The following is a 21,359-nucleotide window of genomic DNA, read 5'->3' as shown; positions in this document are numbered from 1 at the left end:
GGAGTGCAGACGTGACGAGCGGATGCCGCTCAGACGACGCCGACGATGACGTCGGTCTCTGCGCGCCCCTCGAGGAGGCGGTAGTTGGCGCCGACGACGGCCAAGGTGCCGGCCGCGATGGCATCGCTGATCATCTCGGAGGAGGCGATCAGCTCGGCGACGGTGTCGCGGAGGTGTTCGCGCCCGACGAAGCCGGCGTCGACCTGCTTCGCATTGGTGATCTCGCGGTTCCCGGTGACGCGCTGCACCGCAGGGACGATCTTCTGCACGAGCCCGTCGATGTAGTGCGGCAGCGGCGCGGCATCCGGCAGACGCGACTCGATCGCCGCCTGCACGGCACCGCAGGAGTCGTGGCCGAGCACGACGATGAGCGGCACGTGCAGAACACCGACGGCGTACTCGAGGGAACCGATGATGGAGTCGCCGATGACCTGTCCGGCGTTGCGGACGACGAAGAGGTCGCCGAGGCCGACGTCGAAGATGATCTCGGCGGCGAGACGGGAGTCCGCGCAACCGAACAGCGCGGCACGGGGGCCCTGCGCCTTCGCGAGGGAGCGTCGGCTGGCGACGTCCTGGTGCGGGTGCACGGGGGCACCGGCCACGAAACGGTCATTGCCCGCGCGCATCTCCGCCCATGCCTCTGCGGGAGTCAGCCGCGATGCGGCGGCGTGGGTGGCGGTTGTGCTGGCAACGGTCATCGAGCATCCTCCTGGGCGGCCCGGACATCAGGGGCCAGTTCTTGGGCAATAGCGTTAAACACCTCGGGGGAGGGCTCGCCCAGCACCACGATGGTGCTCGGTCCGGCCTCGGTCACAAGGGCGTTGTGGAAGAGTCCGCGGTCCTCAACGGGCTTCGGGTTCGAGTAGACATCCCACTCGATGCCGTCCACCGTGACGCTGGACACGGGCTCGGTGCCGTCGAGCAGGCCGGAGAGCCAGCTGGCGTCGGCGTCGATCGCCTGGTGGATGCCGAGGTACTGCTTCTCGGGACTGATCAGGCCGATGTACCAGCTGGTGATGTCGGCCTTGTCGGTGCTGAGTGTCGCCGAATTCGAGGTCCAACCGGCGGGGAGCTCCGGGTCGACGAGCGTCACATCGACGGAGGGCTGCACCGCGGCGGCCGCGGCCGACCAGTCGATGTCTCGTTCGATCGGCTTGTCGCTGCGCGGCACGATCAGCACGATCACGACGACGATGGCGAGGGTCGCGAGCAGCGACAGCACGAGGTTGTTGATCGTCTGCTTCGCACGGTGCTTGCGCGAGTTCTCGGCCTTGCGCGCCGCGGTCTCCTCCGGGGTCTCCGGGCGTCCGAGCTCGGCGACGACACGGGGCGCCTTGCCCGGCTGCTTCATGGTTGGCACGCTCATTCGGCGGATGCCGCGGCTTCCGCCCCGGCCCTGGCAGCCTCGAGGCGTTCCTTGGCCCCGATCAGCCACTGCTCGCAGCGGCGCGCCAGCGCTTCACCACGCTCCCAGAGGGCGAGGGACTGCTCCAGCGTCGAGGAACCCTGTTCGAGTTCGCTGACGACACGGATCAGTTCATCGCGCGCCTGCTCATAGCTCAGTTCTGCGAGGTCATCGTTCACGGGCATGTCTCGATTCTACGCGGCAACACTGTGCACACCGTCCGCTGCGCCGATGCGCTCAGCGGCTCGCCGTCTGGCCGGTCGACCGCGCCGTCACGGCGCCGCTCGAGAGGGTCAGGCGTAACTCGGTGCCGTCTGGCGCCTGCGCCGCCTCGCGCAGCACGCCGCCATCCGGAAGCTGCACGATCGCGTAGCCGCGGTCGAGGGTGGCCTGCGGCGAGAGCGCGCGCAGCTGGGCGCGCAGTTCGGCGGTCTGGTCTCCCGCTCGTTCGAGGCGGCGTTCGACCAGCTCCACCCCGCGCGCGACGTAGCGGGTGAGGTCCTGGGTGCGGGAGTCGAAGATCCACGCCGTGTCCGCCAGCACGGGGCGGCTGCGCAGCTGCGAGATTCGGTCGATCTCGGCCGCGAGAATGCCGGTGAGGCGGGTGCCGATGCGGGCGCGGGCCTGCTGCACCCTGGCCAGCTCCTCCGCGACATCCGGAACGACGCGCTTGGCGGCATCGGTCGGCGTCGACGCCCGGAGGTCGGCGACCTCGTCGAGCAGCGGGCGGTCGGCCTCGTGCCCGATGGCGCTGACGATCGGGGTCTGCGCGGCGGCGGCGGCGCGCACGACGCGCTCGTCGCTGAAGCCGAGCAGGTTCTGGAAGTCGCCGCCACCGCGCGCGACGATGATGACGTCAACCTCCGGATCGGCGTCGAGCTTCTCGATCGCCGCGGCCACCTCGCCAACGGAACGATCGCCCTGCACCGCCGCGTGCACGACGCGGAAGTTCACCGCGGGCCAGCGCAGCTGGGCATTACGGATGACGTCTTTCTCGGCATCCGAGTCCTTGCCGGTGACCAGGCCGATGCAGTGCGGCAGGAACGGCAGCGGCCGCTTGCGCGAGGCGTCGAAGAGTCCCTCGGCGGCGAGCTGCTTGCGGAGGCGTTCCAGGCGCTCCAGCAGGTCGCCGAGGCCGACGTGGCGCAGCTCGAACACCTGCATGGTGAGCGTGCCGCCCTTGACCCAGTAGTTCGGCTTGACGAGGGCGATGACGCGGTCACCCTGCTTGAAGTCGCCATCGAGCTTGGCGCGCACCGAGGACCAGACGTTGAAGCTGACCGTCGCGTCCTCGTTGAGGTCCTTGAGTTTGCCGTAGACGTTGCCTCCGGAGACGCCCCACTGCGTGATCTCGCCCTCGACCCACGCGGTGCCGAGCCGCTCGATGTAGCCGCGGATCTTCTGCGAGAGCACGGCAACCGGCCAGGGGGCCTCGAGGGTGGGTGTTGCATCGCTCACGCGCGGATCCTCCAGAAACGTCGACGGCGCGCGCACCACCGGGGTGCGCCGCTTCTTCACAGGCTCCCAGCCTAGACTTGGGCTGTGACGAATCAGACGGATGCCCCCACCATCGGCCTCGGGATGCCCCGCATTCCCAGCCGCCGCGGGCACTTGAAAAACAACCCTGTGTCCGGTGAGAAGAAGGTCCTGCTCGCCGCCCCGCGCGGGTACTGCGCCGGCGTCGACCGGGCCGTGATCGCCGTCGAGAAGGCGCTCGAGCACTACGGCGCCCCCGTCTACGTGCGCAAGCAGATCGTGCACAACATCCACGTCGTGACCGAACTCGAGGCCCTCGGCGCCATCTTCGTTGAAGAGGTCGACGAGGTTCCGGAGGGGTCACACCTCGTCTTCAGCGCGCACGGCGTTTCGCCTGCCGTCGTCAACGCCGCCGCCGACCGCGGCCTGCAGGCCATCGACGCCACCTGCCCGCTGGTCACCAAGGTGCACCGCGAGGCCGTGCGTTTCGCCCGCGACGACTACGAGATCTTGTTGATCGGGCACGAAGGCCACGAGGAGGTCGAGGGCACGGCCGGCGAGGCGCCGGATCACGTGACCATCGTGAACAGCCCGGACGACGTCGAGAACATCGAGGTCAAGGATCCCGACAAGGTCGTCTGGCTCTCGCAGACCACGCTCAGTGTCGACGAGACGATGGAGACGGTTCGCCGACTCCGGGAGAAGTTCCCCAAGCTCCAGGATCCGCCCAGCGACGACATCTGCTACGCCACGCAGAACCGCCAGGTGGCCATCAAGAAGGTCGCCCGCGACGCCGAGCTCGTGATCGTCGTCGGCTCGGCCAACAGCTCCAACAGCGTGCGCCTGGTCGAGGTCGCCCTCGAGTACGGCGCCTCGGCCGCGTACCGGGTCGACTACGCCAGCGAGGTCAAGCAGGAATGGCTCGACGGTGTCGCGACGGTCGGCGTCACGAGTGGCGCCTCGGTTCCGGACGAGCTCGTGCAGGAGCTGCTGCGTGATCTGGCGGATGCCGGCTACGGCACGGTGCAGGAAGTCAAGACCGCTGAGGAAGACCTGATTTTCAGCCTGCCGAAGGAGCTCCGCAAGGGGCTCTCCGGTAAGCAGGACGAGCGGGCGCTCGGCGGTCGGACTACGAAGCCGTAGGCTCGTGCCAGCCTTCCCCGTGTGACCAGCTGACGGCGGTGGGGCGGATCTCGATCGTGCCCCACTGCGCTGCCGGGCACTTCTCCGCCCAGCCGAGTGCGGCCGCCGGATCGTGCGCGTCGATCACGAAGAATCCGCCGAGTTTCTCCGGGTCATCGCTCAGCACCCCGACGAGGTCTTCGCGCTGGCCGTCGCGTACCCGGTAGATGGCCGACTCGGATGACGCCTGCAGCACCTCGGCCGCGATCAGGATTCCGGCGTCATCCAGTTCTCTGCCGTAGCGGTCGAAGGCGTCGCGCCATGGCGCCATCTCCTCCTCGCTGAGACCGGTGTCGCCTTGCTCCGCGTAGTACATCAACAGCGTGAATCGCATGTGGATCGCCTCCGTGCCCCGATTGTCCCACCGTGCAGAGGCGATTGCCAGCGCTCGGAGCGCGAGGGTGACGAGCTCGTAGAAATGGTCCCCTCTCCGGCGGAGAGGGGACCATTTCTACGAGTTCGCGCCGCGGTGAGCGGAGTTGACGCGCTAGACGGCGCCGGGCAGCTGCATCAGAAGCGGGTCGTTGGCCGCCACCATCGAGACGACGGCGAACAGCAGGATGACGGACAGCACGCCGCCGACCAGCGGCACCCAGAAGGCCCGCCGGGCGTGCTGCATCCGGAGCACAGCCCAGATGGCCGTGGCGACCCAGAGCACTCCCTGCACGACATTGCCGATCAGGATCGTGCGCATGTCGCCCTCGCTGGCGACGTAGTCGGCCAGCCCCTGCTGGCTGTGCAGGAGCTGCAGCGCCTCGGGGATGGAGGACAGCGTGTTGATCGCCATCCACAGCCCGAACAGGCCGAAGACCAGCAGCGCGATCGTGATGCGCCGGTCCGCGCGCAGAGCCTCAGCGGGCGTGCGCGGCGCGGTCGGTGCGGCAAGCCCGGCCGACGCGGGGCCGGTCGGGGCCGGGGGCCAGGGCGCGGTCGGTGCGGCGGGCGGCGCCGCGGGAGCCGGCGGCTCGCTCGCGGCCGGCGGGGCGGGTGGCTTCCACTCCCAGCCCTCCGGCGCGAGCTCGCCGTAACGAGGACGAGGCCGCTCGTCGGCCCTCGAAGTCTCTGGCTTCGATCCTTCAGGGCTGGCGGCGGCCTCGTTCTCAGTCATGGCGGTGACTAGCTGTTCGAGTGACCGAAGGAGCCGAGCTGCTTCGTCGACTCGACCACGCGGGCGGCCATGGCGGTCTCGGCGACCTTGCCCCAGGCGCGGGGGTCGTAGAGCTTCTTGTTTCCAACCTCGCCGTCGACCTTGAGCACGCCGTCGTAGTTCTTCAGCATGTAGTCGGCGATCGCACGTGTGAACGCGTACTGGGTGTCGGTGTCGATGTTCATCTTGATGACACCGTTGGCGACGGCCTCGGCGATCTCGGCATCGGTCGAACCGGAACCGCCGTGGAAGACGAGGTCGAGGGGCAGCGCGCCGGTGCCATACTTCGCCTGGATGCCGTCCTGGATCTCCTTGAGCAGGGCCGGGCGCAGCTGCACGTTGCCCGGCTTGTAGACGCCGTGCACGTTGCCGAAGGTGAGGGCCGACATGTAGCGGCCGTTCTCGCCGAGGCCCAGGGCCTCGACCGTCGCGATGGCGTCGTCGAGGGTCGTGTAGAGGCTGTCGTTGATGTCGTGGCTGACACCGTCTTCTTCGCCGCCGACGACGCCGATCTCGACCTCGAGGATCGCGTTGATGGCCTTGAGGCGGGGGAGGATCTGCTGGGCGATCTCGAGGTTCTCGGTCAGCGGCACGGCCGAGCCGTCCCACATGTGGGACTGGAAGATCGGGTTGCCGCCAGCCGCAACGGCCTCTTCGGACGCGGCGATGAGCGGCATCACGAAGTCGTCCAGTGCGTTCTTCGGGCAGTGGTCGGTGTGCAGTGCAACCGTGATCGGGTAGTTGTCGGCGACGGCGTGCACGTACTTGGCGAAGGCCAGCGCGCCGGACGCGCGGTTCTTGACGGTGTGGCCGGCGAAGTAGTCGGCGCCGCCGGTGGTGACCTGGATGATGCCGTCGGAGCCGGCCTCGGTGAGTCCCTGCAGCACGGAGTTGATCGTCTGCGAGGAGGAGACGTTGAAGGCCGGGTAGGCGAAGCCCTTGTCCTTGGCCTTGTCCAGCATTGCGGCGTACTGCTCGGGGGTTGCGATGGGCATGGAAGCTCCTTGGCGTTGATCTTGGGTGTGAGCAAAGTCTATCCAGCAGAGGCCCCCGTGCACATTTGCCCAGCGCTGAGCGCGATCGCCGCACGAAGGTGCAGCGGTTTCTTGGCTGATCCGTTAAGGAATGCGATTCTTTCGCGATATTTCCTTCTGTTTCTTGCGACGTGCACGGGCACGCTGCCTACGCTGAAACTGGCGGCCCGTTCGGGCCGCCGTGCGCGCAGGACTGCGCCGACGGCCATTCAACCCGCGTCCGGGAGGACCCACCATGATGAGCACCGACACCTCCAGCCTCTACCACCACCCCGACCGCAACTTCGCGATGGAGCTGGTGCGGGCCACGGAGGCGGCCGCGATCCGCGCCGTGCCGTGGATCGGCCGCGGCGACAAGCTCGGTGCCGACGGGGCAGCCGTCGACGCGATGCGCGCATTCCTCGGAACGGTCAGCTTTGACGGCCTCGTCGTCATCGGCGAGGGCGAGAAGGATGCCGCCCCCATGCTCTACAACGGGGAACGCGTCGGCAATGGCCGCGGCCCGGCCTGCGATATCGCGGTCGACCCCATCGACGGCACGAGCCTCACCGCCGCGGGTCGGCAGAACGCGCTCTCCGTGATCGCCGTCTCCGACCGTGGCACCATGCTCGACGCCTCGAGCGTGTTCTACATGGACAAGATCGTGACGGGCCCGGAGGGAATCGGTGTCATCGATATCCGTCGCCCGATCGCTGACAACATCCACGCCCTGGCCAAGGCCAAGAACATCGACGTCGGTGACATGCGGGTCGCCGTGCTCGACCGCCCGCGGCACGAACAGCTCATCGCCGAGATCCGCGAGGCCGGAGCCGGCACCCGCTTGATGAGCGACGGAGACGTCGCCGGCGGCATCAACGCCGCCCGCTACGACTCCCGCATCGACATGTGCGTCGGCATCGGCGGCAGCCCTGAGGGCATCACCACCGCCTGCGCGATCAAGGCGATCGGTGGATTCATGCAGACCCGAATGGCGCCGAAGGATGCCGCGGAGCGCGCCCGCGGCGAGGCTGCCGGCCTCGACTGCGACCGGATCTACGAGGTCGACGACCTCGTGAAGGGCGGCAACACCTTCTTCGTCGCCACCGGCGTCACCGACGGCGGGCTGCTCGCCGGGCCGCGCAAGATCGGCCGCACCCACATCCGCACGGAGAGCATCATCCTGCGCGCGAAGTCGGGCACGATCCGTCGCGTGACCGCCGACCACCTCGTCTCGAAGTGGCAGTAGTCCCGCCTGCCACTTGAGGCCACCCCGCCGGTTGAGTGGCCAACCACGTTAGTTGAGTGGCCACCCCGTTGGTTGAGCTTGTCGAAACCGTGCACAGCAGCCGCACCAGCATCGCTTGCGGTTGTTGAGGATGTCTGGGTGTGGGCTGCCGCCTTTCGTGACGCTTCGCGTCACGCCCCGACGAGCTCCAGCCCGTGTGCTGCGGCGACGGCCGCGTTCACGACCTGGCCGCCCTGCACGTTGACACCGAGTGCGAGGGCGGAGTCGGCGGCGACCGCCTGCTCCCAGCCGCGGTCGGCGATGGCGATGGCGTAGGGGAGCGTCACGTTGGTCAGGGCGATCGTCGAGGTCTGCGGCACGGCACCCGGCATGTTCGCGACGCAGTAGTAGGTCGAGTTGTGCACGCGGTAGACGGGCTCGTCGTGCGTCGTCGCCCGGGATCCCTCGAAGCATCCGCCCTGGTCGATGGCGATGTCCACGAGCACCGAGCCCGGCTTCATCGACGCGACCATCGCATCGGTCACGAGCTTGGGAGCCGCGGCTCCCGGAATGAGCACGGAACCGATCACGAGGTCGGCCTCGGCCAGCAGCGCGGCGATCTCGAAGGCGCTCGAGCGACGGGTGTCGACCCGACCGCCGAAGCGGGCGTCGAGCTGGCGGAGGCGGGGCACCGAGATGTCGACGACGGTCACGTGGGCCTGGAGCCCGACGGCCATGGCGGCCGCGTGTTCACCCGCGACACCGCCGCCGATCACGACGACGTTGCCGCGCGGGGTTCCCGGCACGCCGCCGAGCAGCAGGCCGCGTCCGCCGGCTGGGCGGAGCAGTTCCTGTGCGCCGGCCTGCACAGACAGGCGCCCGGCGATCTCGCTCATGGGGGAGAGCAGCGGCAGGGATCGGTCGGGGAGCTGCACGGTCTCGTACGCGATGGCGGTGGCCCCGGATGCGATGAGCGCCTCGGTGAGTGGCCGGTCGGCCGCGAGGTGCAGGTAGGTGAACAGGATCTGACTGTCTCTGATCAGTGGATACTCGCTCTCGACGGGTTCCTTGACCTTGAGGATGAGTTCGGCGGCGGCCCAGACGTCGGCCGCGGCCTGCACGATCTCGGCGCCGGCGAGGGTGTACTCCTCGTCGCTGAACGAGGAGCCGACTCCTGCCCCGCTCTGCACGAGCACGCGGTGCCCGCGGCTGACGAGCTCGTGCACGCCGGAGGGCGTCGCCGCGACCCGGAATTCGTTGTTCTTGATCTCGGTGGGAACTCCGACGAGCATCCGTGTCTCCTTCGACGTGTGTGGTCGCATAATGGGGAAAGTGCGTTGACTATTTCCGCACGAATGCGCACGGCACACAAGAAATCCGCATTATCGGGCAGGAACTCATAATCCTCTATGCGAAAATTCGGTAGGAGGTGCCCAGATGGCCCGTGTGCAGAATGATTCCCCCGAGTTCGTCACGCTCGACGACACCGATCGGGTGCTGATCGCCGCGCTGCGCGAGAACAGCCGTATCCCCAACAACCGCCTGGCCGAGATCGCCGGGATCTCTCCGTCGACCTGCCTGCAGCGCGTGCGCACGCTGGTCGACACGGGCGTGCTCCGGCGCTTCACCGTGGACGTCGACGCCGATGCGCTGGGCTTCGGGATGCAGGCGCTGGTGTCGGTGCGCATCCGCCCCGGCGCGCGCGACCGGCTCGACACCTTCGCCGATCAGCTGCGGGAACTGCCGCAGGTGGCGCAGTACTTCTACCTCGCCGGCGCGGAGGACTTCGTGATCCACTTCCGCGGCCGCAACACCCAGGACCTCCGCGACTTCGTGACGGACCACCTCTCGACGCAGCCGATCGTCGCGTCGACGAACACGAGCGTCATCTTCGACCACGAGTACGGGCCGTTGCGCGGCTGACGCCGTGCGGTGAATCCCCGGTGGTTGAGCCTGTCGAAACCTTGATTTCGACAAGCTCAATCAGCGGGCCGCGGGGAAGCTCACCCAGCGGGGGAGGCTCACCCAGCGGGGGAGGCTCAGTCAGCGAGGGGCCTAGCTCGCGTGCTCCTCGCGCTCCACGGCGGATGCCGGCAGCTCCAGCTCGACAGCGGTGAGCTTGCGCGGCACCTCATGGATCGGTGCCGGCTCGATCAGCAGGTCGAGCTTGGTCTCGTCGATGCCGGGGAACTGCCTGGCCGTCACGAGCACACGTGTCTCGAGCGAGTTCGCGAACTTGTTGTAGCTGTCGACGGTGCGCTCGATCGCCTTGCGCAGCCCGTCGGCGTGGGCGCTGAGCGTGCCGAGCCGGGCGTAGAGCGCCTTACCGAGCTCGAATAGCTTCTTGGCGTCATCCGTCAGCGCCTGCTCCTGCCAGGTGTAGGCGACCGTCTTCAGCACCGCCCAGAGATTCACGGGAGAGGCGAGCGCGACCCGCTTGCCGAAGGAGTACTCGAGGATCGCCGGGTCGGCCTCGAGCGCGGAGGAGAGCAGCGACTCGCTGGGGATGAAGGCGACGACGAACTCGGGGCTGGCGTCCAGTCCCTCCCAGTAGGTCTTCTTGGCGAGGGCGTCGATGTGTGCGCGCACGGCCTTGACGTGGCGGTCGACCAGCGCCTTGCGCCGCGCGCCCTCCTCGCCGTTCGCCGTGACGGGAATCTGGCTTGCCTCGATGTAGTGCTCGAGCGGCACCTTCGCGTCGACCGCGATGGACTTGCCGCCTGGCAGGCGGATCACCATGTCGGGGCGGCCCGCGCCGGCATCGGTCGTGATCGACTGCTGGGTGTCGAAGTCGACGTACTGGGCCAGGCCGGCGGCCTCGACGACGCGGCGCAGCTGCGTCTCGCCCCACACGCCGCGCGTGCTGTTGGAGCGCAGCGCGCTGGCCAGCGACTCGGTGGCGCCGCGCAGCTGCTCGTCGGAGAGCTGGGCCTGCTTGAGCTGTTCGGAGAGCGAGCCGAACTGCTCGCTGCGCTGCTTCTCAAGCTCGGCGACGGTGCTCTGCATCGTGGTCAGCGTCTCGCGCACCGGCCCGAGCGCCTGCAACACCGCGCTCTCGCGCTTCTCCCGCTCCGATTGCTCGATCCGGTCGGCCCGGTGCCGCTCGGCCAGCTCGGAGAACTGCAGCTTCTGGGCCTCGATCTGGGCCAGCAGGCTGTCGACGGTGGCGTCGGCCGCGGCCAGCTCCGCCCGCAGCTCGGCGTGGGCGGATGCCGCGCTCGCCCGCGTCTCCGCCAGCTGCAGCGCGTGCTGCGCGGCCAGCACCTCCGGCGACAGGGCGGCCGCTCCGGCGCCGGCAGCGGCGGTGCGCCGCGCGAACAGCCAGGTGCCGATCACGCCGAGGGCGGCACCGAGCAGCAGTCCGAGCACGAGCATCAGAAGTGGTTCCATGCTGCAAGTGAATCAGCTGCCACCGACACGGCCCGTTGCCGCACCGGAGAGTCGGGTTGCGGGCGGATGGGCGCTTACTGCAGCGCCATCGGGCCGTGCGTGCTCGCGTGTTCGGCGGTGGCGACGGGGCCGATCACGCCGACCTTGACCCGGGTGATGTGGGCGAGGCGCTCGAGGTCTTCCGCCTCGTGCCTGGCCGCGGCGTGCACAATGATCGCGGCGCATGCCTCCGCGTCGGCGAGGGCGTCGTGGTGGCGGAAGTCTTCGAAGCCGGCGGCCATCGCGGCGACGGGCAGACGGTAGGAGTCGAGGTGGTAGGTGCGGCGGGCCACCTGCAGGCTGCAGACGTAGCGGAGGTCGGGCACGATGAGCCCGCTGGCGGTGGTGGCCGCCTTGATGACGCCGAGGTCGAAGCCGGCGTTGTGGGCGACCAGGTGGTCGCCGTCGACGAAGTCGAGCAGATCGGGCAGCTGTTCCGCCCAGTCCGCGGCGTTCGCGACATCCGCCGCGACGATGCCGTGGATGCGCGTGTTCCATTCCACGAACTCGTCGTGCGGGGGAGCGGGCCGGATGAACCAGCTCGCCTCGTCGACGACGCGGCCGTCGCGCACCTTCACCAGGCCGACCGAACAGGCCGATGCGCTGGAGGAGTTGGCGGTTTCGAAGTCGATCGCGGTGAAGTCCAATGGCACATTTCCATGCTCTCACGCCGGGGTGACAGTGGGCCGCGAACGCCCCGGAGCGCCCTAAGCTGGCACGGTGAAGCACGCCAAGGTCTACCTCTTCCTCGTGCTCGCCAACCTCTTCTGGGCCGGCAACTTCGTCTTCGGCGCCATGGTCGTCACACAGATGTCGCCGGTGTCGCTCACCTTCAGTCGTTGGCTCTGCGCCTCGTTCCTGCTCGTGCCGCTGGCCTGGCTGATCGAGCGCGTCTCCTGGCGGCGGGCGCTCGCCGAGTGGCGACTGCACGCCCTGCAGTCCGCGCTCGGCCTCGTCGGCTACACGCTGTTCCTCTACTGGGCGCTCGGCTTCACGACCCCGGTCAGCGCCGCCGTCATCAGCGCGACGAACCCGGCCATGATCGCCCTGGCTGCCGCGCTGTTCCTCGGTGACCGCCTTGCCGGCAGCCGCATCGTCGGCCTCGTGCTCTCCTTCGCCGGTGTGCTCGTCGTGCTGAGCGGCGGCAGCGTCGCCCGCATCCTCGAGAGCGGCTTCAACCCGGGCGATCTGCTGATCGTCGCGGCCGTCCTCGTCTGGACCGCGTACTCGCTCATCGGGCGCCGGGTGACGACGCCGCCGGTGACGGCCACCGCCGTGCAGGCCGTGTTCGCGATCGTGCTGATGGTGCCGTTCGTCCTGGCGTTCGGCGTGCAGTTGCCGACGGATGCCGCCGGCTTCACCGGTCTGGCGTACATCATCCTGTTCCCATCCGTCGCGTCCTACGCGCTCTGGAACATCGGCGCCGGGCGCATCGGGCCCGCCCGCGCCGGCATCTTCCTCAACCTGCTCCCTGTGTTCACCGTGCTCATCTCGGTGCTGCTCGGCGGCGAGCTCAGCCCGGCGCACATCGTCGGGGGCGTGCTCGTGCTCGCCGGCGTCTACCTGACGAGCAGGAGGAAGCATCCGCCTGCCGCATCCCCGGCGGCGGGGGTGGCGCAGTCGGCTCCCTAGCCGCGGACCGGCGGATTGTCGAGCGTGGCGGCCTGCGTGAGGTAGTCCCGGATGGCGTCTTCCTGCACGTCATCCGCGGAGCTGAGCTTGAGGTGCCTCGTGTTGAACCCGGTGCCTTCGAGCAGCCAGTGCTCGTCCGTGAAGGAGGCGCCGCGCTCGAACAGCACGGTCAGGTGGCTGGCATTCGCGCTGACGACCGCGAGGATGCGGTGGCCCTGCCAGGCGGGGGAACCGCCGCTCATCACCTCGTGCGCGGTCGGGACCGTATCCTCGACGATCCGCCGCAGCGTCTCGAAGATCTCGCGCTGCTCCGGCGTGAGTCGGGCTTCGGCGTAGACGTCGACGTCTCTGTTGCGCATGGGTGCCTCTCCTGCTGTCTGCTGGCGCGGGTTGTGTGAGGCTACTGCGCGGCATCCGAGGCGTCAATGCCCGCCAGCCGGGAAGTGCCGCCGCAAAAGGTAGACTGTTCCACCGTGGCTCTTACAATTGGAATCGTTGGTCTGCCCAACGTCGGCAAGTCAACCCTTTTCAACGCTCTGACGAAGAACCAGGTTCTCGCGGCGAACTACCCGTTCGCCACGATCGAGCCCAACATCGGCGTCGTGAACCTGCCGGATGCCCGGCTCGACAAACTCGCCGAGATCTTCGGCAGCGAGCGCATCCTGCCCGCAGCGGTGTCGTTCGTCGACATCGCCGGCATCGTGCGCGGTGCCAGCGAAGGTGAGGGCCTCGGCAACAAGTTCCTCGCGAACATCCGCGAGGCCGACGCCATCGCCCAGGTCGTGCGCGGCTTCGCCGACTCCGACGTCGTGCACGTCGACGGCAAGGTCAACCCGGCCGGCGACATGGAGACCATCAACACTGAGCTGATCCTCGCCGACCTGGAGACCCTCGAGAAGGCGATCCCGCGCTTCGAGAAGGAGATCAAGGGCAAGAAGCTCGGCCCGGAGGCCCTCGTGGCCGCCACCGAGGCGCGCGACGTGCTGAACACCGGAACGCCGCTGTCGGCGGCATCCGTCGACCTCGAGCCCATTAAGGAGCTCGGTCTGCTCACCGCCAAGCCCTTCATCTACGTCTTCAACGTCGATGAGGCCGTGCTGCAGGATGACGCCAAGCTGGCCGAGCTGGCCGCGCTCGTCGCCCCGGCCCAGGCGATCTTCCTCGACGCCAAGCTCGAGTCCGAGCTCATCGACCTCGACGACGAGGATGCCGCCGAGATGCTTGCATCGACCGGCCAGACCGAGTCCGGCCTGAACCAGCTCGCCCGTATCGGTTTCGACACGCTCGGCCTGCAGACCTACCTCACGGCCGGCCCCAAAGAGACCCGCGCGTGGACGATCCCCAAGGGCGCCAAGGCCCCGCAGGCGGCCGGCGTCATCCACACCGACTTCGAGCGCGGCTTCATCAAGGCCGAGGTCATCTCCTTCGACGACCTCGTCGAGACCGGCTCCGTCGCAGAGGCCCGCTCCAAGGGCAAGGCCCGTATGGAGGGCAAGGAGTACGTCATGCAGGACGGCGACGTCGTGGAGTTCCGCTTCAACGTGTAGCCGCCCGTCGCGCGCCCAAAGCGCCCGTCCTCTGCTCGAGGGCGGGCGTTTGCGGTGTCCCGGCATCCGCTCGCAAGAAAATGTTCCACGATCTGATTCTTAGAACGTTTTCTGGAGAGTGGATGGCGGGAATGGCGCGTGGTGGGGCGGGGCCATCACGGCAGCCGCCAGAACTCACCGCTGAGGCCGCGCTCCTCCAACAGCGCTTGGTTGTGCTCGCGCGAGTGTGGCTCGAAGGCCGGGTCGAGCCGGTCGCCGTACCAGGCCTGGGCGAGATCCCAGACGGTGCCGGCGTCGGCGACGTAGCCGGTGCCGGGAGCGTGCTCGGCGGTCCACTGCTCGGCGTGGTCGCGGGAGCAGAAGAGTCGGATCATCGTGCACGTGGCCACGACGTCCTCCCACCACTCGGCCGCTGGCCGCGGGAACCGGACGGCGAGCTCTCCCTGCGGGGCCGTGTCCGGGCCGGCGACGAGGGAGAGGCTCCGGCCGCACTGCGGGCAGGCGGTGTCGATGCGCACGTCGAGATTGATGGCCGCGCTGATGCCGAACGAGTCCCAGGCGCAGCCGCCCCACCAGCGACGGTCGTCTCGGCCGTCGAGCGGCGTCAGCACGAACGCCATTGGGGCGGCGGTGAACGGATGTGCCATCCGCACGGCGTCGCGCTCGACGTTCAGCACCAGTGCATGGGCGCCGTGCAACTCGGACAGGAGCCGCTTCACCGTTTCGGTGTCCGCGCCGGTCACGCGGGCCAACTCCCCGATGGATGGAGCTCGCCCCTCGGCTGCGAAGGTCGCGTAGACGAGGTCGCGGATCCGGCGGTTCTCTGGCGAGCTCATGGGGTCGCGTCGTTGCGTTTCAGTCATGTCCTCAGTCTCCCGCACGGTGCACGGAAACCCGTTCCGGGCGGGCGCATCCGCTAACGTGGCGTCATGGCCATCTTCGATCATCTCGGCATCACGGTCGACGACGTCCCGCGGGCAATCACGCAGTTCGACCCCGTGCTTGCGGCGCTCGGTTTCGCCCGGCACGACGCCGACGGGTCCGTCTCCTGGAACCTTGAGGGTGAGCCGGAGCTCATCCTGATGCCGGCACGCGATCCGGGTACGGGACCGCACCGTCACGGGCGAGTCGGCTGGCAGCACCTCGCGTTCGCCGTCGATTCCCGCGACGAGGTCGACCGCCTGCACCGGATCGCAACGGAGACCGGGTGGACGACTGTGCGCGACCCCAAGGAGTACCCCCGCTTCACCGATCGGTACTATGCCTCCTTCGTCGAGGACGACAACGGCATCCGGATTGAATTCATGCACAACCCGCCGCGCGAGGTCGACTGACCAGCAGGCGCGGCGCGAGCCGACCAGATTGTGCTGCCCCTATGCTGTGCCCATGGGGAACATGAGGCGTCCGAAGTTTGTCATCGCTGCGCTGGGGATCGCAGCGCTCGCACTTGTTGGATGCTCGCCGCAAACCGAGCCCACCGAGCAACCCGGCCAGACCACCCCGCCGGCTACCCAGACGCCAACAGCGACGGAGAGTTCGGCACCCGCCACCGCGGCGTCGATCGTGCTCTCGGTGACGTCGATCCAGGTTGTGGACAGCGCAGGCACGGTGATGAGCGAGAACGACTACTTTGAGCCCGCCGCGGATGTCGTCGCCACGCTCACTGCCGCTCTCGGCACGGATCCGATTGTCAGCCGCTATGAAGGCGGTGGGGATAGCCCTCCTGGCACGTCCTATGACTGGGGCGGGTTTGCGATTCGGGATGGCGAGTGGACGACCGAGGCCCCGTACTATCCGGAGTTCTCCGTTCTCCTGACCGCTGCGACCGTGGGCGGACTCACGATCTCGACCAGCGACGGTGTGGCGGTCGGCGATTCCTTTTCGGCCGTTGCTGCCGCGCACCCGGAGCACGTCCGAAGCTACGCAGACGGGCCCTTGCAACTGGAATGGACGGAGCTTCCGAAGTTTCCTGAGGGGTACGGTGTCGATATCGTGCCCGCGCTTTCCGTGCTTGTCGTCGACTCCGAGCACAACGACGTTGTCTCCCGCATCATCACCCCCGCCATGAACTGGGGCGCATAGGTCCTCAGACGAGTTCGTCGATGAAGCCGCGCACCGTCTCGACGACCAGACGCGCAACGCCGGGGGCGTCGAGCGGTGACGACTTCAGCACCGCCATCGAGTGATCGGCACCGGGAACAGCAACCACACGGATGCCGCGGGGCGAGACGGGCTCGCTCGACGCTGCGGCCTCGACAATCGCCGTTGACACCTCCTCCGCGTTGCCGAAGGTGTCCCGCTCGCCCTGCAGCACCAGCACCGGAACTGTGGGCTGCAGTAGCTCGTCGATCCGGGACCTCTCTGGCTTCCCCGGCGGGTGGAGCGGGAAGGCCAGGCAGACCACAGCGACGGCTTTGACGTCATCCGCCGTCCGGCAGGCGACCCGTGCCCCCGCGCTGCGGCCGCCCACGATGAGGGGGAGTCCTGCGGCGATCTCGGCGACGTGCGGCGCCGCGGCCATCCAGGCCACGTCGAGCGCGGCAGGTCGGGGAGCGACGCTACGCCCGGCCACCCGCCACGGCTGCTCGAAGCGCACTACGGTGATGCCGAGACCGGGCAGAGCAGCGGCGAGCGCGAGCGTGTCGACGGCATCCTTCCTGCCGCCCGCGCCGTGACCGATCCAGAGCACCGCACGAGGCTCCTCCGCCGCGTCGATGACGAGTCGTCCTGGTCCAAGGGTCGTTGGGACGTCAAGCTCCATGCCTATGACGCTACCCGAGCCGCGCCGCTGGGGACATGACGACATCACGCGAGCCGGCGAGCGGACCCGAAGCCGCGCTGAGGCGGCCTCGGTCCGCGAGCGGGTCCGAACCCTCTAAAGGTACGGCTGGGTGATGAGCTCGATGGCGTGCCCGGCAGGGTCCTTGAAATAGACGCCGCGCCCGCCGTGCTCCGTGTTCGTATCTCCCGGACGGGTCATCTGCGGGTCGGCCCAGTGGGTCACGCCCCAGTCGATCAGGCGCGAGTAGGCGCGATCGAAGAGCTCGTCGTCGACCAGGAATGCGTAGTGCTGCATCTGAATGGTGACGGGCGGCTCCGCGAACTGCAGCATCACGCCGTCGTCGAGCGTGATGTTGCTGAATGGTCCCCAGGACGCGGCTTCCGCCGCTTCGATGAGATCCCGATAAAACCTGGCGGACTCGTGCCGATCCGTCGAAGCGATGATGGTGTGGTTGAACGCTGCTGAAATGGTGGTTCTCCTGTTCTCTGGCTGTTTCTGACGTGTCGTCGATGCCGTCGATGCGTTGGCATTCGAATGGCACGCCAGACGGCGGTGCCCGCGAGCGGCGACAAGCGGGCTCGAGCGGGGAGAACGGGTGCGGCGGTCGCAACGACCGGCGGCGCCTCAGAGAACGACCGGTTTGCCCAACTGTGCATGGCGTCGAGCCGATCCGGTAATCACGCTCTCATGCTAACCGAGACGTACTTCTTGTGCCGGAAGCGCCGGAATCCCTGTGCCGGTGCTCAGCCGAGTTCCTGCGCAAGCCCGACGAGAATGCCTTCCGGGCCACGCACATAGCAGAGCCGGTACGCCTCGTCGTACTGGACGACCTCGTTGCTGACGAGTTCCGCGCCGTGCGCGCGCAGGCGACCGAGCGTCTCATCGATGTCGTCGACCGCGAACATCACCCGGAGATAGCCCAGAGCGTTCACGGGGGCGTTCCGATGATCGGCGACGACGGACGGCTCAATGAAGCGCGACAGTTCTATTCGGCTGTGGCCGTCTGGCGTGCGGAGCATCGCGATCTCGACGCGCTGCTGCCCCAGCCCGGTGACGCGTCCGGCCCACTCGCCCTCTACGACGGTCTGCCCCTCCAGCTCGAGCCCGATTTCTCGGAAGAACCCGATCGCCGCGGCGAGATCCTCGACGACGATGCCGACGTTGTCCATCCTCACGGTCATGGCGCCATCCTAGGTTGCCGGCCGATCCGGCTGCTACGGTGGGCCGGCATGGGGAGAATCCGCGTGTTCGGCCTCGCCGCCGTGCTGCTGTTGAGTCTGGCCGTGCCGGGGTGCGCAGAGGCGTGCCCCGCCATCGGATGGATCAACGCGGTCAACATCGAACTCGACGGGCACGTGGATGACGTGGCAGCTGTTGAGCTGTGCTTCGACGGCGTCTGCTCCGAGGCGGCTCCCTTCGTGCGCCTGACTGACGTGCCTTTGCACGTGGCGACCGCGCTCCCGGAGGACGATCCAACCGCCGCTTCAACGGCGGAGTCGCTGCTCTTCTCCACCGAGCGCATCAACGAGCGCACGTGGAGGATCACCTTCCCAACCCAGGCGCCAGACTCGCTCACCGTTCGAGCGGTCTCTGCGGCCGGGGAGGTTCTCGCCGAGGGGGACGCGACGCTCGAGTGGCAACGTGTTGGCGGGAGTGAGCGCTGCGGTGGCCCGCTCGAAGGCGCGCCGATCGGCCTCGACATCCCGTCCTGAACTCGGGCGCGGCCTCAGCGAACGAGGCGAGTTCCCGCCGCACCGACACCGCGCTTCTCGTAGTCTGCACTCATGAGTGAGTACGAGATTCTGGACATCGGCGGCCTCGACGAGTGGCGCGAGCACTTTGGCGGCTTCCGGCCAGAAAGTTCGCGCGATGGGCGCCGCGTGGTCGACCAGGAGTTGACGATGCAGTACATCGGCATGACGGTCAACGCCCTGGCCCCCGGCGAGGAGGCCGGGTACTGGCACCGGCACTCCCGGGTGGAGGAGCTGTACGTGTTCCTCGGCGGAACCGGGCAGATGGGCCTCGACGACGACGTGGTTGACGTGAAGGCCGGCAGTGTTGTGCGAGTGGGCCAGGGCGTGTGGCGCACCTGGCGCTGCGCTCCGGATGCCGCCGAGCAACTGCGTTGGCTCTGCATCCGCGCCGGCGGCGAGGAGCTTCCCGCACTTCCGAATGACTCTGAACGGGCCACAGACCGCCCGCTGCCCTGGTAGTTGCGTGCGACGGGGAACAGCCCGCCTGCGATTGTGCGCCATCCGTGCAAGATGTGGCGTGGATGTGACACATTCATGGTGTGAAGACTGACAGCGCCGCAGCCGCCCCCGATGCGACCGAGGGGCAGAACCCGCCCGATGGTGCCGCCGAGCCCGTTGCCGTGGTGACCGATCCCATTGAAAGCGTTGCCGTTGTGAGGGCTGCACCCGCCGATGCGGGGTGGTTCACGGCGATCGTGCACGAGCACTCCACCGCGCTCGTGCGGTACTTCGCTCGCCGCGGGCCCCGCCAGGACGCCGAAGATCTCGCCGCCGAGGTCTTCGCGGTCGCCTGGCGCCGGCGCGACGATGTACCCCAGGATGCCGTGCTGCCCTGGCTCTACCGCACGGCCGGATTCACACTGGCCAACCACCGCCGCAAGCACGTCGACCTTCCGGTCGACATCGTGCCCGAGACGGGCACAGCGCGCGTCAGCGAGGACCCAGAGCTGAGCGCCCTGTTCGACGCCGAACTCCGCGGTGCGCTTGAGAGCGTCGGGGAGCGCGACCGACAGATCCTGCTCCTGCATGCGTGGGAGGGCCTGGACGGCGAAGAGCTCGGCGCCGCGCTCGGCATCTCGCGGTCCGGGGCGGATGCCGCCCTCTCCCGCGCCCGCAAGCGCCTGCGCGAGGCGTGGCAGGAGCGGCTCGCCTTCTAGCACGCCTCGCCCCGCCTCGGGGCCCGTGAACAGTGCAGCGGCCCGGCGTATTTCCCGGGCCCGTGCAGTTTTCGCGGGCCGCGGCGGAACGAGCGGCTCGACTCCGCGGTGATCGATTCCGTCGCACGTGCAAGGTTCCACCCTCCCGACACACATACATCAGTGAAGCCCCTTCACGTGAGGACGATCGACATGAACGACGACAACGAGCTCGACCCGCTGGCGCGACTGCGCGCCGCCGACCCGGCATCCGGCGTCACACCCCGCGCCGGCTTCGAGGATGACGTCGTCGCCCGGGCGATGGCTGACCAGCCCGCCGGGGCATCCGCCGAGACCGCGGCGAACGAGACACAGGCCGACGCCGCCGTGACCGATCTCAGCGCCGAGCGTGCGCGGCGCCGTCCGCGCTGGCTTCCCATCGCCGCCGTCGCGGCCTCGCTCGCGATCGTCGGCAGCGCCGGCTACGGCATCGGCGCGTCGGCCGGCGGAGGCACGAGCACCATCGCCGACGGTGCGGCCCCGCCCATCTCGCTGCAGTCGGGCGCAGGGCTCGGGACTCCGGCTCCGGATGGTGGCGCGGGGCAGGGATCGAGCGGCGCGGTCGAGACGCAGTCGAAGATGTCCGCGAACGCGACCCCCGACACGATGTTCCCGGGCTTCGGACGGAACGTCTTCAGCTCCTCCGGCTTGTCGACGGCCGCGGGCTCGGCGGCCGCGTACACGTATGACGCCCGCGCTGCATCGAACGCCGAGTCGGTCGCGGCACTCGGGGCGGCGCTCGGTATCGAGGGAACGCCCGTGCTCAAGGACGGCTCGTGGCAGCTCGGACCCCAGGACGGCACCGCGCCGTACCTCTCCGTGGGCCTCGACGGCACGCTCGGTTTCTACTTCAACGACCCTCTGATCAACCCCTGGCAGTGCGCGGATGCCGCCGAGAGCTGCGCGCCGCCGGCGGACCTTCCGGGCGCGGATGCCGCGATCGACGCTCTGCGCTCGCTGATCACCTCGGTCGGGCGTGACCCGGCCTCCTTCGAGTACACCTCGGAGACGTGGGAGGGGTCGTTCACCCGACCGGCCCAAGCCTGGCCCGTCGTGAATGGGCAACGCCTCGACCAGTCCTGGAACCTGGAGCTCACGTCCTCCGGTGTCGTCAACGCCTCCGGCAGCCTGGCCGACATCGTCGCGCTCGGCGACTACCCGATCGTCAGCGAGCAGGAGGCATTCGAGCGGCTCTCCGACCCGCGCTTCGGCGCGCAGATGACGGCCATGCCGATCGCCTTCCGTGGGCCGCAGGCCGCGACCTCCACCGAGTGGGTGCCGCCGACCGAGCCGCCCGCCACCCCAGGGGCGGGCACAACAGTCTCCTGGCCGGTGAATGAGGTCGAGATCGTCAGTGCACGCCTCGGCCTGTCGAGCCAGTGGCAGCCGGACGGCAGCGTGCTGGTCGTCCCGGCGTACGAGTTCACGGATGCCGACGGCGGCACGTGGTCGGTCATCGCCGTCGCCGACTCCATGCTTGACTTCGCGAGCGAATAGCCGCGACCCATCGTCGGGCACGCGTGCGGGGGCGCGCGTGCCCGATGGCCCCCGGGCTCAGGACCGTTCGCCCG

Annotated in this window: 26 protein-coding genes; 11 read left to right on the top strand and 15 right to left on the bottom strand. The window is 68.6% G+C overall.

Going from position 1 to position 21,359, the window contains the following annotated elements; genetic code table 11:
- Nucleotides 1-29: 29 nt before the first annotated feature.
- Genes EV379_RS10970 through xseA form a run of 4 tightly spaced genes read right to left on the bottom strand, consistent with a single transcriptional unit; the run spans nucleotide 30 to nucleotide 2,863 of the window.
- Nucleotides 30-698 (bottom strand): carbonic anhydrase, encoded by a 669-nt coding sequence (locus EV379_RS10970; RefSeq protein ID WP_207226239.1) that lies wholly within the window; start codon nucleotides 696-698, stop codon nucleotides 30-32.
- A complete protein-coding gene (locus tag EV379_RS10965) occupies nucleotides 695-1,366 on the bottom strand; it encodes a DUF4245 domain-containing protein (protein WP_130506164.1) in 672 nt (223 codons plus the stop codon). Before EV379_RS10965 ends, EV379_RS10970 begins: the two co-directional genes overlap by 4 nt.
- Nucleotides 1,363-1,590: an exodeoxyribonuclease VII small subunit gene (locus EV379_RS10960; RefSeq protein ID WP_130506163.1), complete on the bottom strand. Its 228-nt coding sequence runs from the start codon at nucleotides 1,588-1,590 to the stop codon at nucleotides 1,363-1,365. The genes EV379_RS10965 and EV379_RS10960 overlap by 4 nt, the downstream gene beginning before the upstream one ends.
- A 52-nt stretch (nucleotides 1,591-1,642) precedes the next feature.
- Nucleotides 1,643-2,863: an exodeoxyribonuclease VII large subunit gene (gene xseA / locus EV379_RS10955; protein WP_341273533.1), complete on the bottom strand. Its 1,221-nt coding sequence runs from the start codon at nucleotides 2,861-2,863 to the stop codon at nucleotides 1,643-1,645.
- 123 nt (nucleotides 2,864-2,986) lie between these two features.
- Between xseA and EV379_RS10950 the strand changes: the two genes are divergently transcribed.
- The gene (locus EV379_RS10950) at nucleotides 2,987-4,024 is read left to right on the top strand and encodes a 4-hydroxy-3-methylbut-2-enyl diphosphate reductase (protein WP_130507426.1); all 1,038 of its coding nucleotides are present in this window, start codon (nucleotides 2,987-2,989) and stop codon (nucleotides 4,022-4,024) included.
- On the opposite strand, the gene EV379_RS10945 is transcribed toward EV379_RS10950, so the two are convergent.
- The 3 genes from EV379_RS10945 to fbaA form a co-directional block, all read right to left on the bottom strand.
- Nucleotides 4,011-4,397 (bottom strand): YciI family protein, encoded by a 387-nt coding sequence (locus EV379_RS10945; protein WP_130506162.1) that lies wholly within the window; start codon nucleotides 4,395-4,397, stop codon nucleotides 4,011-4,013. The genes EV379_RS10950 and EV379_RS10945 overlap by 14 nt on opposite strands.
- 153 nt (nucleotides 4,398-4,550) lie before the next feature.
- Nucleotides 4,551-5,171: a DUF6264 family protein gene (locus tag EV379_RS10940; RefSeq protein ID WP_130506161.1), complete on the bottom strand. Its 621-nt coding sequence runs from the start codon at nucleotides 5,169-5,171 to the stop codon at nucleotides 4,551-4,553.
- Nucleotides 5,172-5,179: 8 nt separating this feature from the next.
- Complete coding sequence (fbaA, locus tag EV379_RS10935) at nucleotides 5,180-6,205, bottom strand: class II fructose-bisphosphate aldolase (protein ID WP_130506160.1); 1,026 nt, start codon at nucleotides 6,203-6,205, stop codon at nucleotides 5,180-5,182.
- A gap of 274 nt (nucleotides 6,206-6,479) precedes the next feature.
- Here fbaA and glpX point away from each other — a divergent pair, with 274 nt between their 5' ends.
- On the top strand, nucleotides 6,480-7,469 hold the full coding sequence (gene glpX / locus EV379_RS10930; protein ID WP_207226238.1) for a class II fructose-bisphosphatase: 990 nt from the start codon (nucleotides 6,480-6,482) through the stop codon (nucleotides 7,467-7,469).
- Nucleotides 7,470-7,639: 170 nt separating this feature from the next.
- Here the strand turns inward: glpX and ald are convergent, their stop codons facing one another.
- The gene (ald, locus tag EV379_RS10925; RefSeq protein WP_130506158.1) at nucleotides 7,640-8,740 is read right to left on the bottom strand and encodes an alanine dehydrogenase; all 1,101 of its coding nucleotides are present in this window, start codon (nucleotides 8,738-8,740) and stop codon (nucleotides 7,640-7,642) included.
- 145 nt (nucleotides 8,741-8,885) lie between these two features.
- Here ald and EV379_RS10920 point away from each other — a divergent pair, with 145 nt between their 5' ends.
- Entirely contained in the window at nucleotides 8,886-9,371 is a 486-nt protein-coding gene (locus EV379_RS10920; protein ID WP_130506157.1) for an Lrp/AsnC family transcriptional regulator, read from the top strand.
- 132 nt (nucleotides 9,372-9,503) lie between these two features.
- Here the strand turns inward: EV379_RS10920 and EV379_RS10915 are convergent, their stop codons facing one another.
- Together EV379_RS10915 and EV379_RS10910 are read right to left on the bottom strand one after the other, a co-directional pair.
- A complete protein-coding gene (locus EV379_RS10915; RefSeq protein ID WP_207226237.1) occupies nucleotides 9,504-10,838 on the bottom strand; it encodes a DNA recombination protein RmuC in 1,335 nt (444 codons plus the stop codon).
- Between the two features lie 74 nt (nucleotides 10,839-10,912).
- Nucleotides 10,913-11,530, bottom strand: a complete 618-nt coding sequence (locus EV379_RS10910; protein ID WP_130506156.1) for an exonuclease domain-containing protein — start codon at nucleotides 11,528-11,530, stop codon at nucleotides 10,913-10,915.
- 67 nt (nucleotides 11,531-11,597) lie between these two features.
- Here EV379_RS10910 and EV379_RS10905 point away from each other — a divergent pair, with 67 nt between their 5' ends.
- Nucleotides 11,598-12,509 carry a DMT family transporter gene (locus tag EV379_RS10905; protein WP_130506155.1) on the top strand — a complete coding sequence of 304 codons (912 nt, stop codon included), beginning with the start codon at nucleotides 11,598-11,600 and terminating at the stop codon, nucleotides 12,507-12,509.
- Here the strand turns inward: EV379_RS10905 and EV379_RS10900 are convergent.
- Complete coding sequence (locus EV379_RS10900; RefSeq protein WP_130506154.1) at nucleotides 12,506-12,868, bottom strand: DUF1801 domain-containing protein; 363 nt, start codon at nucleotides 12,866-12,868, stop codon at nucleotides 12,506-12,508. The genes EV379_RS10905 and EV379_RS10900 overlap by 4 nt on opposite strands.
- A gap of 114 nt (nucleotides 12,869-12,982) precedes the next feature.
- Between EV379_RS10900 and ychF the strand changes: the two genes are divergently transcribed.
- On the top strand, nucleotides 12,983-14,056 hold the full coding sequence (gene ychF, locus EV379_RS10895) for a redox-regulated ATPase YchF (protein ID WP_130506153.1): 1,074 nt from the start codon (nucleotides 12,983-12,985) through the stop codon (nucleotides 14,054-14,056).
- A gap of 155 nt (nucleotides 14,057-14,211) precedes the next feature.
- Here ychF and EV379_RS10890 read toward each other — a convergent pair whose 3' ends face one another.
- Nucleotides 14,212-14,919, bottom strand: coding sequence for an alkylmercury lyase family protein (locus tag EV379_RS10890; protein ID WP_242616335.1), 708 nt, complete (start codon nucleotides 14,917-14,919; stop codon nucleotides 14,212-14,214).
- Between the two features lie 66 nt (nucleotides 14,920-14,985).
- Between EV379_RS10890 and EV379_RS10885 the strand changes: the two genes are divergently transcribed.
- Both EV379_RS10885 and EV379_RS10880 read left to right on the top strand, forming a co-directional pair.
- Nucleotides 14,986-15,390, top strand: a complete 405-nt coding sequence (locus EV379_RS10885; protein ID WP_130506152.1) for a VOC family protein — start codon at nucleotides 14,986-14,988, stop codon at nucleotides 15,388-15,390.
- A gap of 52 nt (nucleotides 15,391-15,442) precedes the next feature.
- Nucleotides 15,443-16,138 (top strand): hypothetical protein, encoded by a 696-nt coding sequence (locus EV379_RS10880; RefSeq protein WP_130506151.1) that lies wholly within the window; start codon nucleotides 15,443-15,445, stop codon nucleotides 16,136-16,138.
- A gap of 4 nt (nucleotides 16,139-16,142) precedes the next feature.
- Here the strand turns inward: EV379_RS10880 and EV379_RS10875 are convergent, their stop codons facing one another.
- The 3 genes from EV379_RS10875 to EV379_RS10865 form a co-directional block, all read right to left on the bottom strand.
- On the bottom strand, nucleotides 16,143-16,817 hold the full coding sequence (locus EV379_RS10875) for an alpha/beta hydrolase family protein (protein WP_130506150.1): 675 nt from the start codon (nucleotides 16,815-16,817) through the stop codon (nucleotides 16,143-16,145).
- 114 nt (nucleotides 16,818-16,931) lie between these two features.
- Nucleotides 16,932-17,282 carry a VOC family protein gene (locus tag EV379_RS10870; protein WP_341273546.1) on the bottom strand — a complete coding sequence of 117 codons (351 nt, stop codon included), beginning with the start codon at nucleotides 17,280-17,282 and terminating at the stop codon, nucleotides 16,932-16,934.
- A 299-nt stretch (nucleotides 17,283-17,581) separates the two neighbouring features.
- Nucleotides 17,582-18,019 (bottom strand): VOC family protein, encoded by a 438-nt coding sequence (locus tag EV379_RS10865; RefSeq protein WP_130506148.1) that lies wholly within the window; start codon nucleotides 18,017-18,019, stop codon nucleotides 17,582-17,584.
- A gap of 48 nt (nucleotides 18,020-18,067) precedes the next feature.
- Here EV379_RS10865 and EV379_RS10860 point away from each other — a divergent pair, with 48 nt between their 5' ends.
- From EV379_RS10860 to EV379_RS10845, 4 genes are all read left to right on the top strand, one after another.
- Nucleotides 18,068-18,550 (top strand): hypothetical protein, encoded by a 483-nt coding sequence (locus EV379_RS10860; protein WP_130506147.1) that lies wholly within the window; start codon nucleotides 18,068-18,070, stop codon nucleotides 18,548-18,550.
- 72 nt (nucleotides 18,551-18,622) lie between these two features.
- On the top strand, nucleotides 18,623-19,051 hold the full coding sequence (locus EV379_RS10855) for a cupin domain-containing protein (RefSeq protein ID WP_130506146.1): 429 nt from the start codon (nucleotides 18,623-18,625) through the stop codon (nucleotides 19,049-19,051).
- Between the two features lie 80 nt (nucleotides 19,052-19,131).
- A complete protein-coding gene (locus EV379_RS10850) occupies nucleotides 19,132-19,749 on the top strand; it encodes an RNA polymerase sigma factor (protein ID WP_242616334.1) in 618 nt (205 codons plus the stop codon).
- Nucleotides 19,750-19,941: 192 nt separating this feature from the next.
- Complete coding sequence (locus EV379_RS10845) at nucleotides 19,942-21,285, top strand: hypothetical protein (protein ID WP_130506145.1); 1,344 nt, start codon at nucleotides 19,942-19,944, stop codon at nucleotides 21,283-21,285.
- Nucleotides 21,286-21,359: the final 74 nt, after the last annotated feature.

The organism is Microterricola gilva (genome assembly GCF_004217495.1).
In the GTDB taxonomy this organism is placed as follows: Bacteria; Actinomycetota; Actinomycetes; order Actinomycetales; family Microbacteriaceae; genus Microterricola; species Microterricola gilva.
Note: the sequence above shows the minus strand (reverse complement) of the source record. Positions and strands in the feature narration are given on the sequence as shown.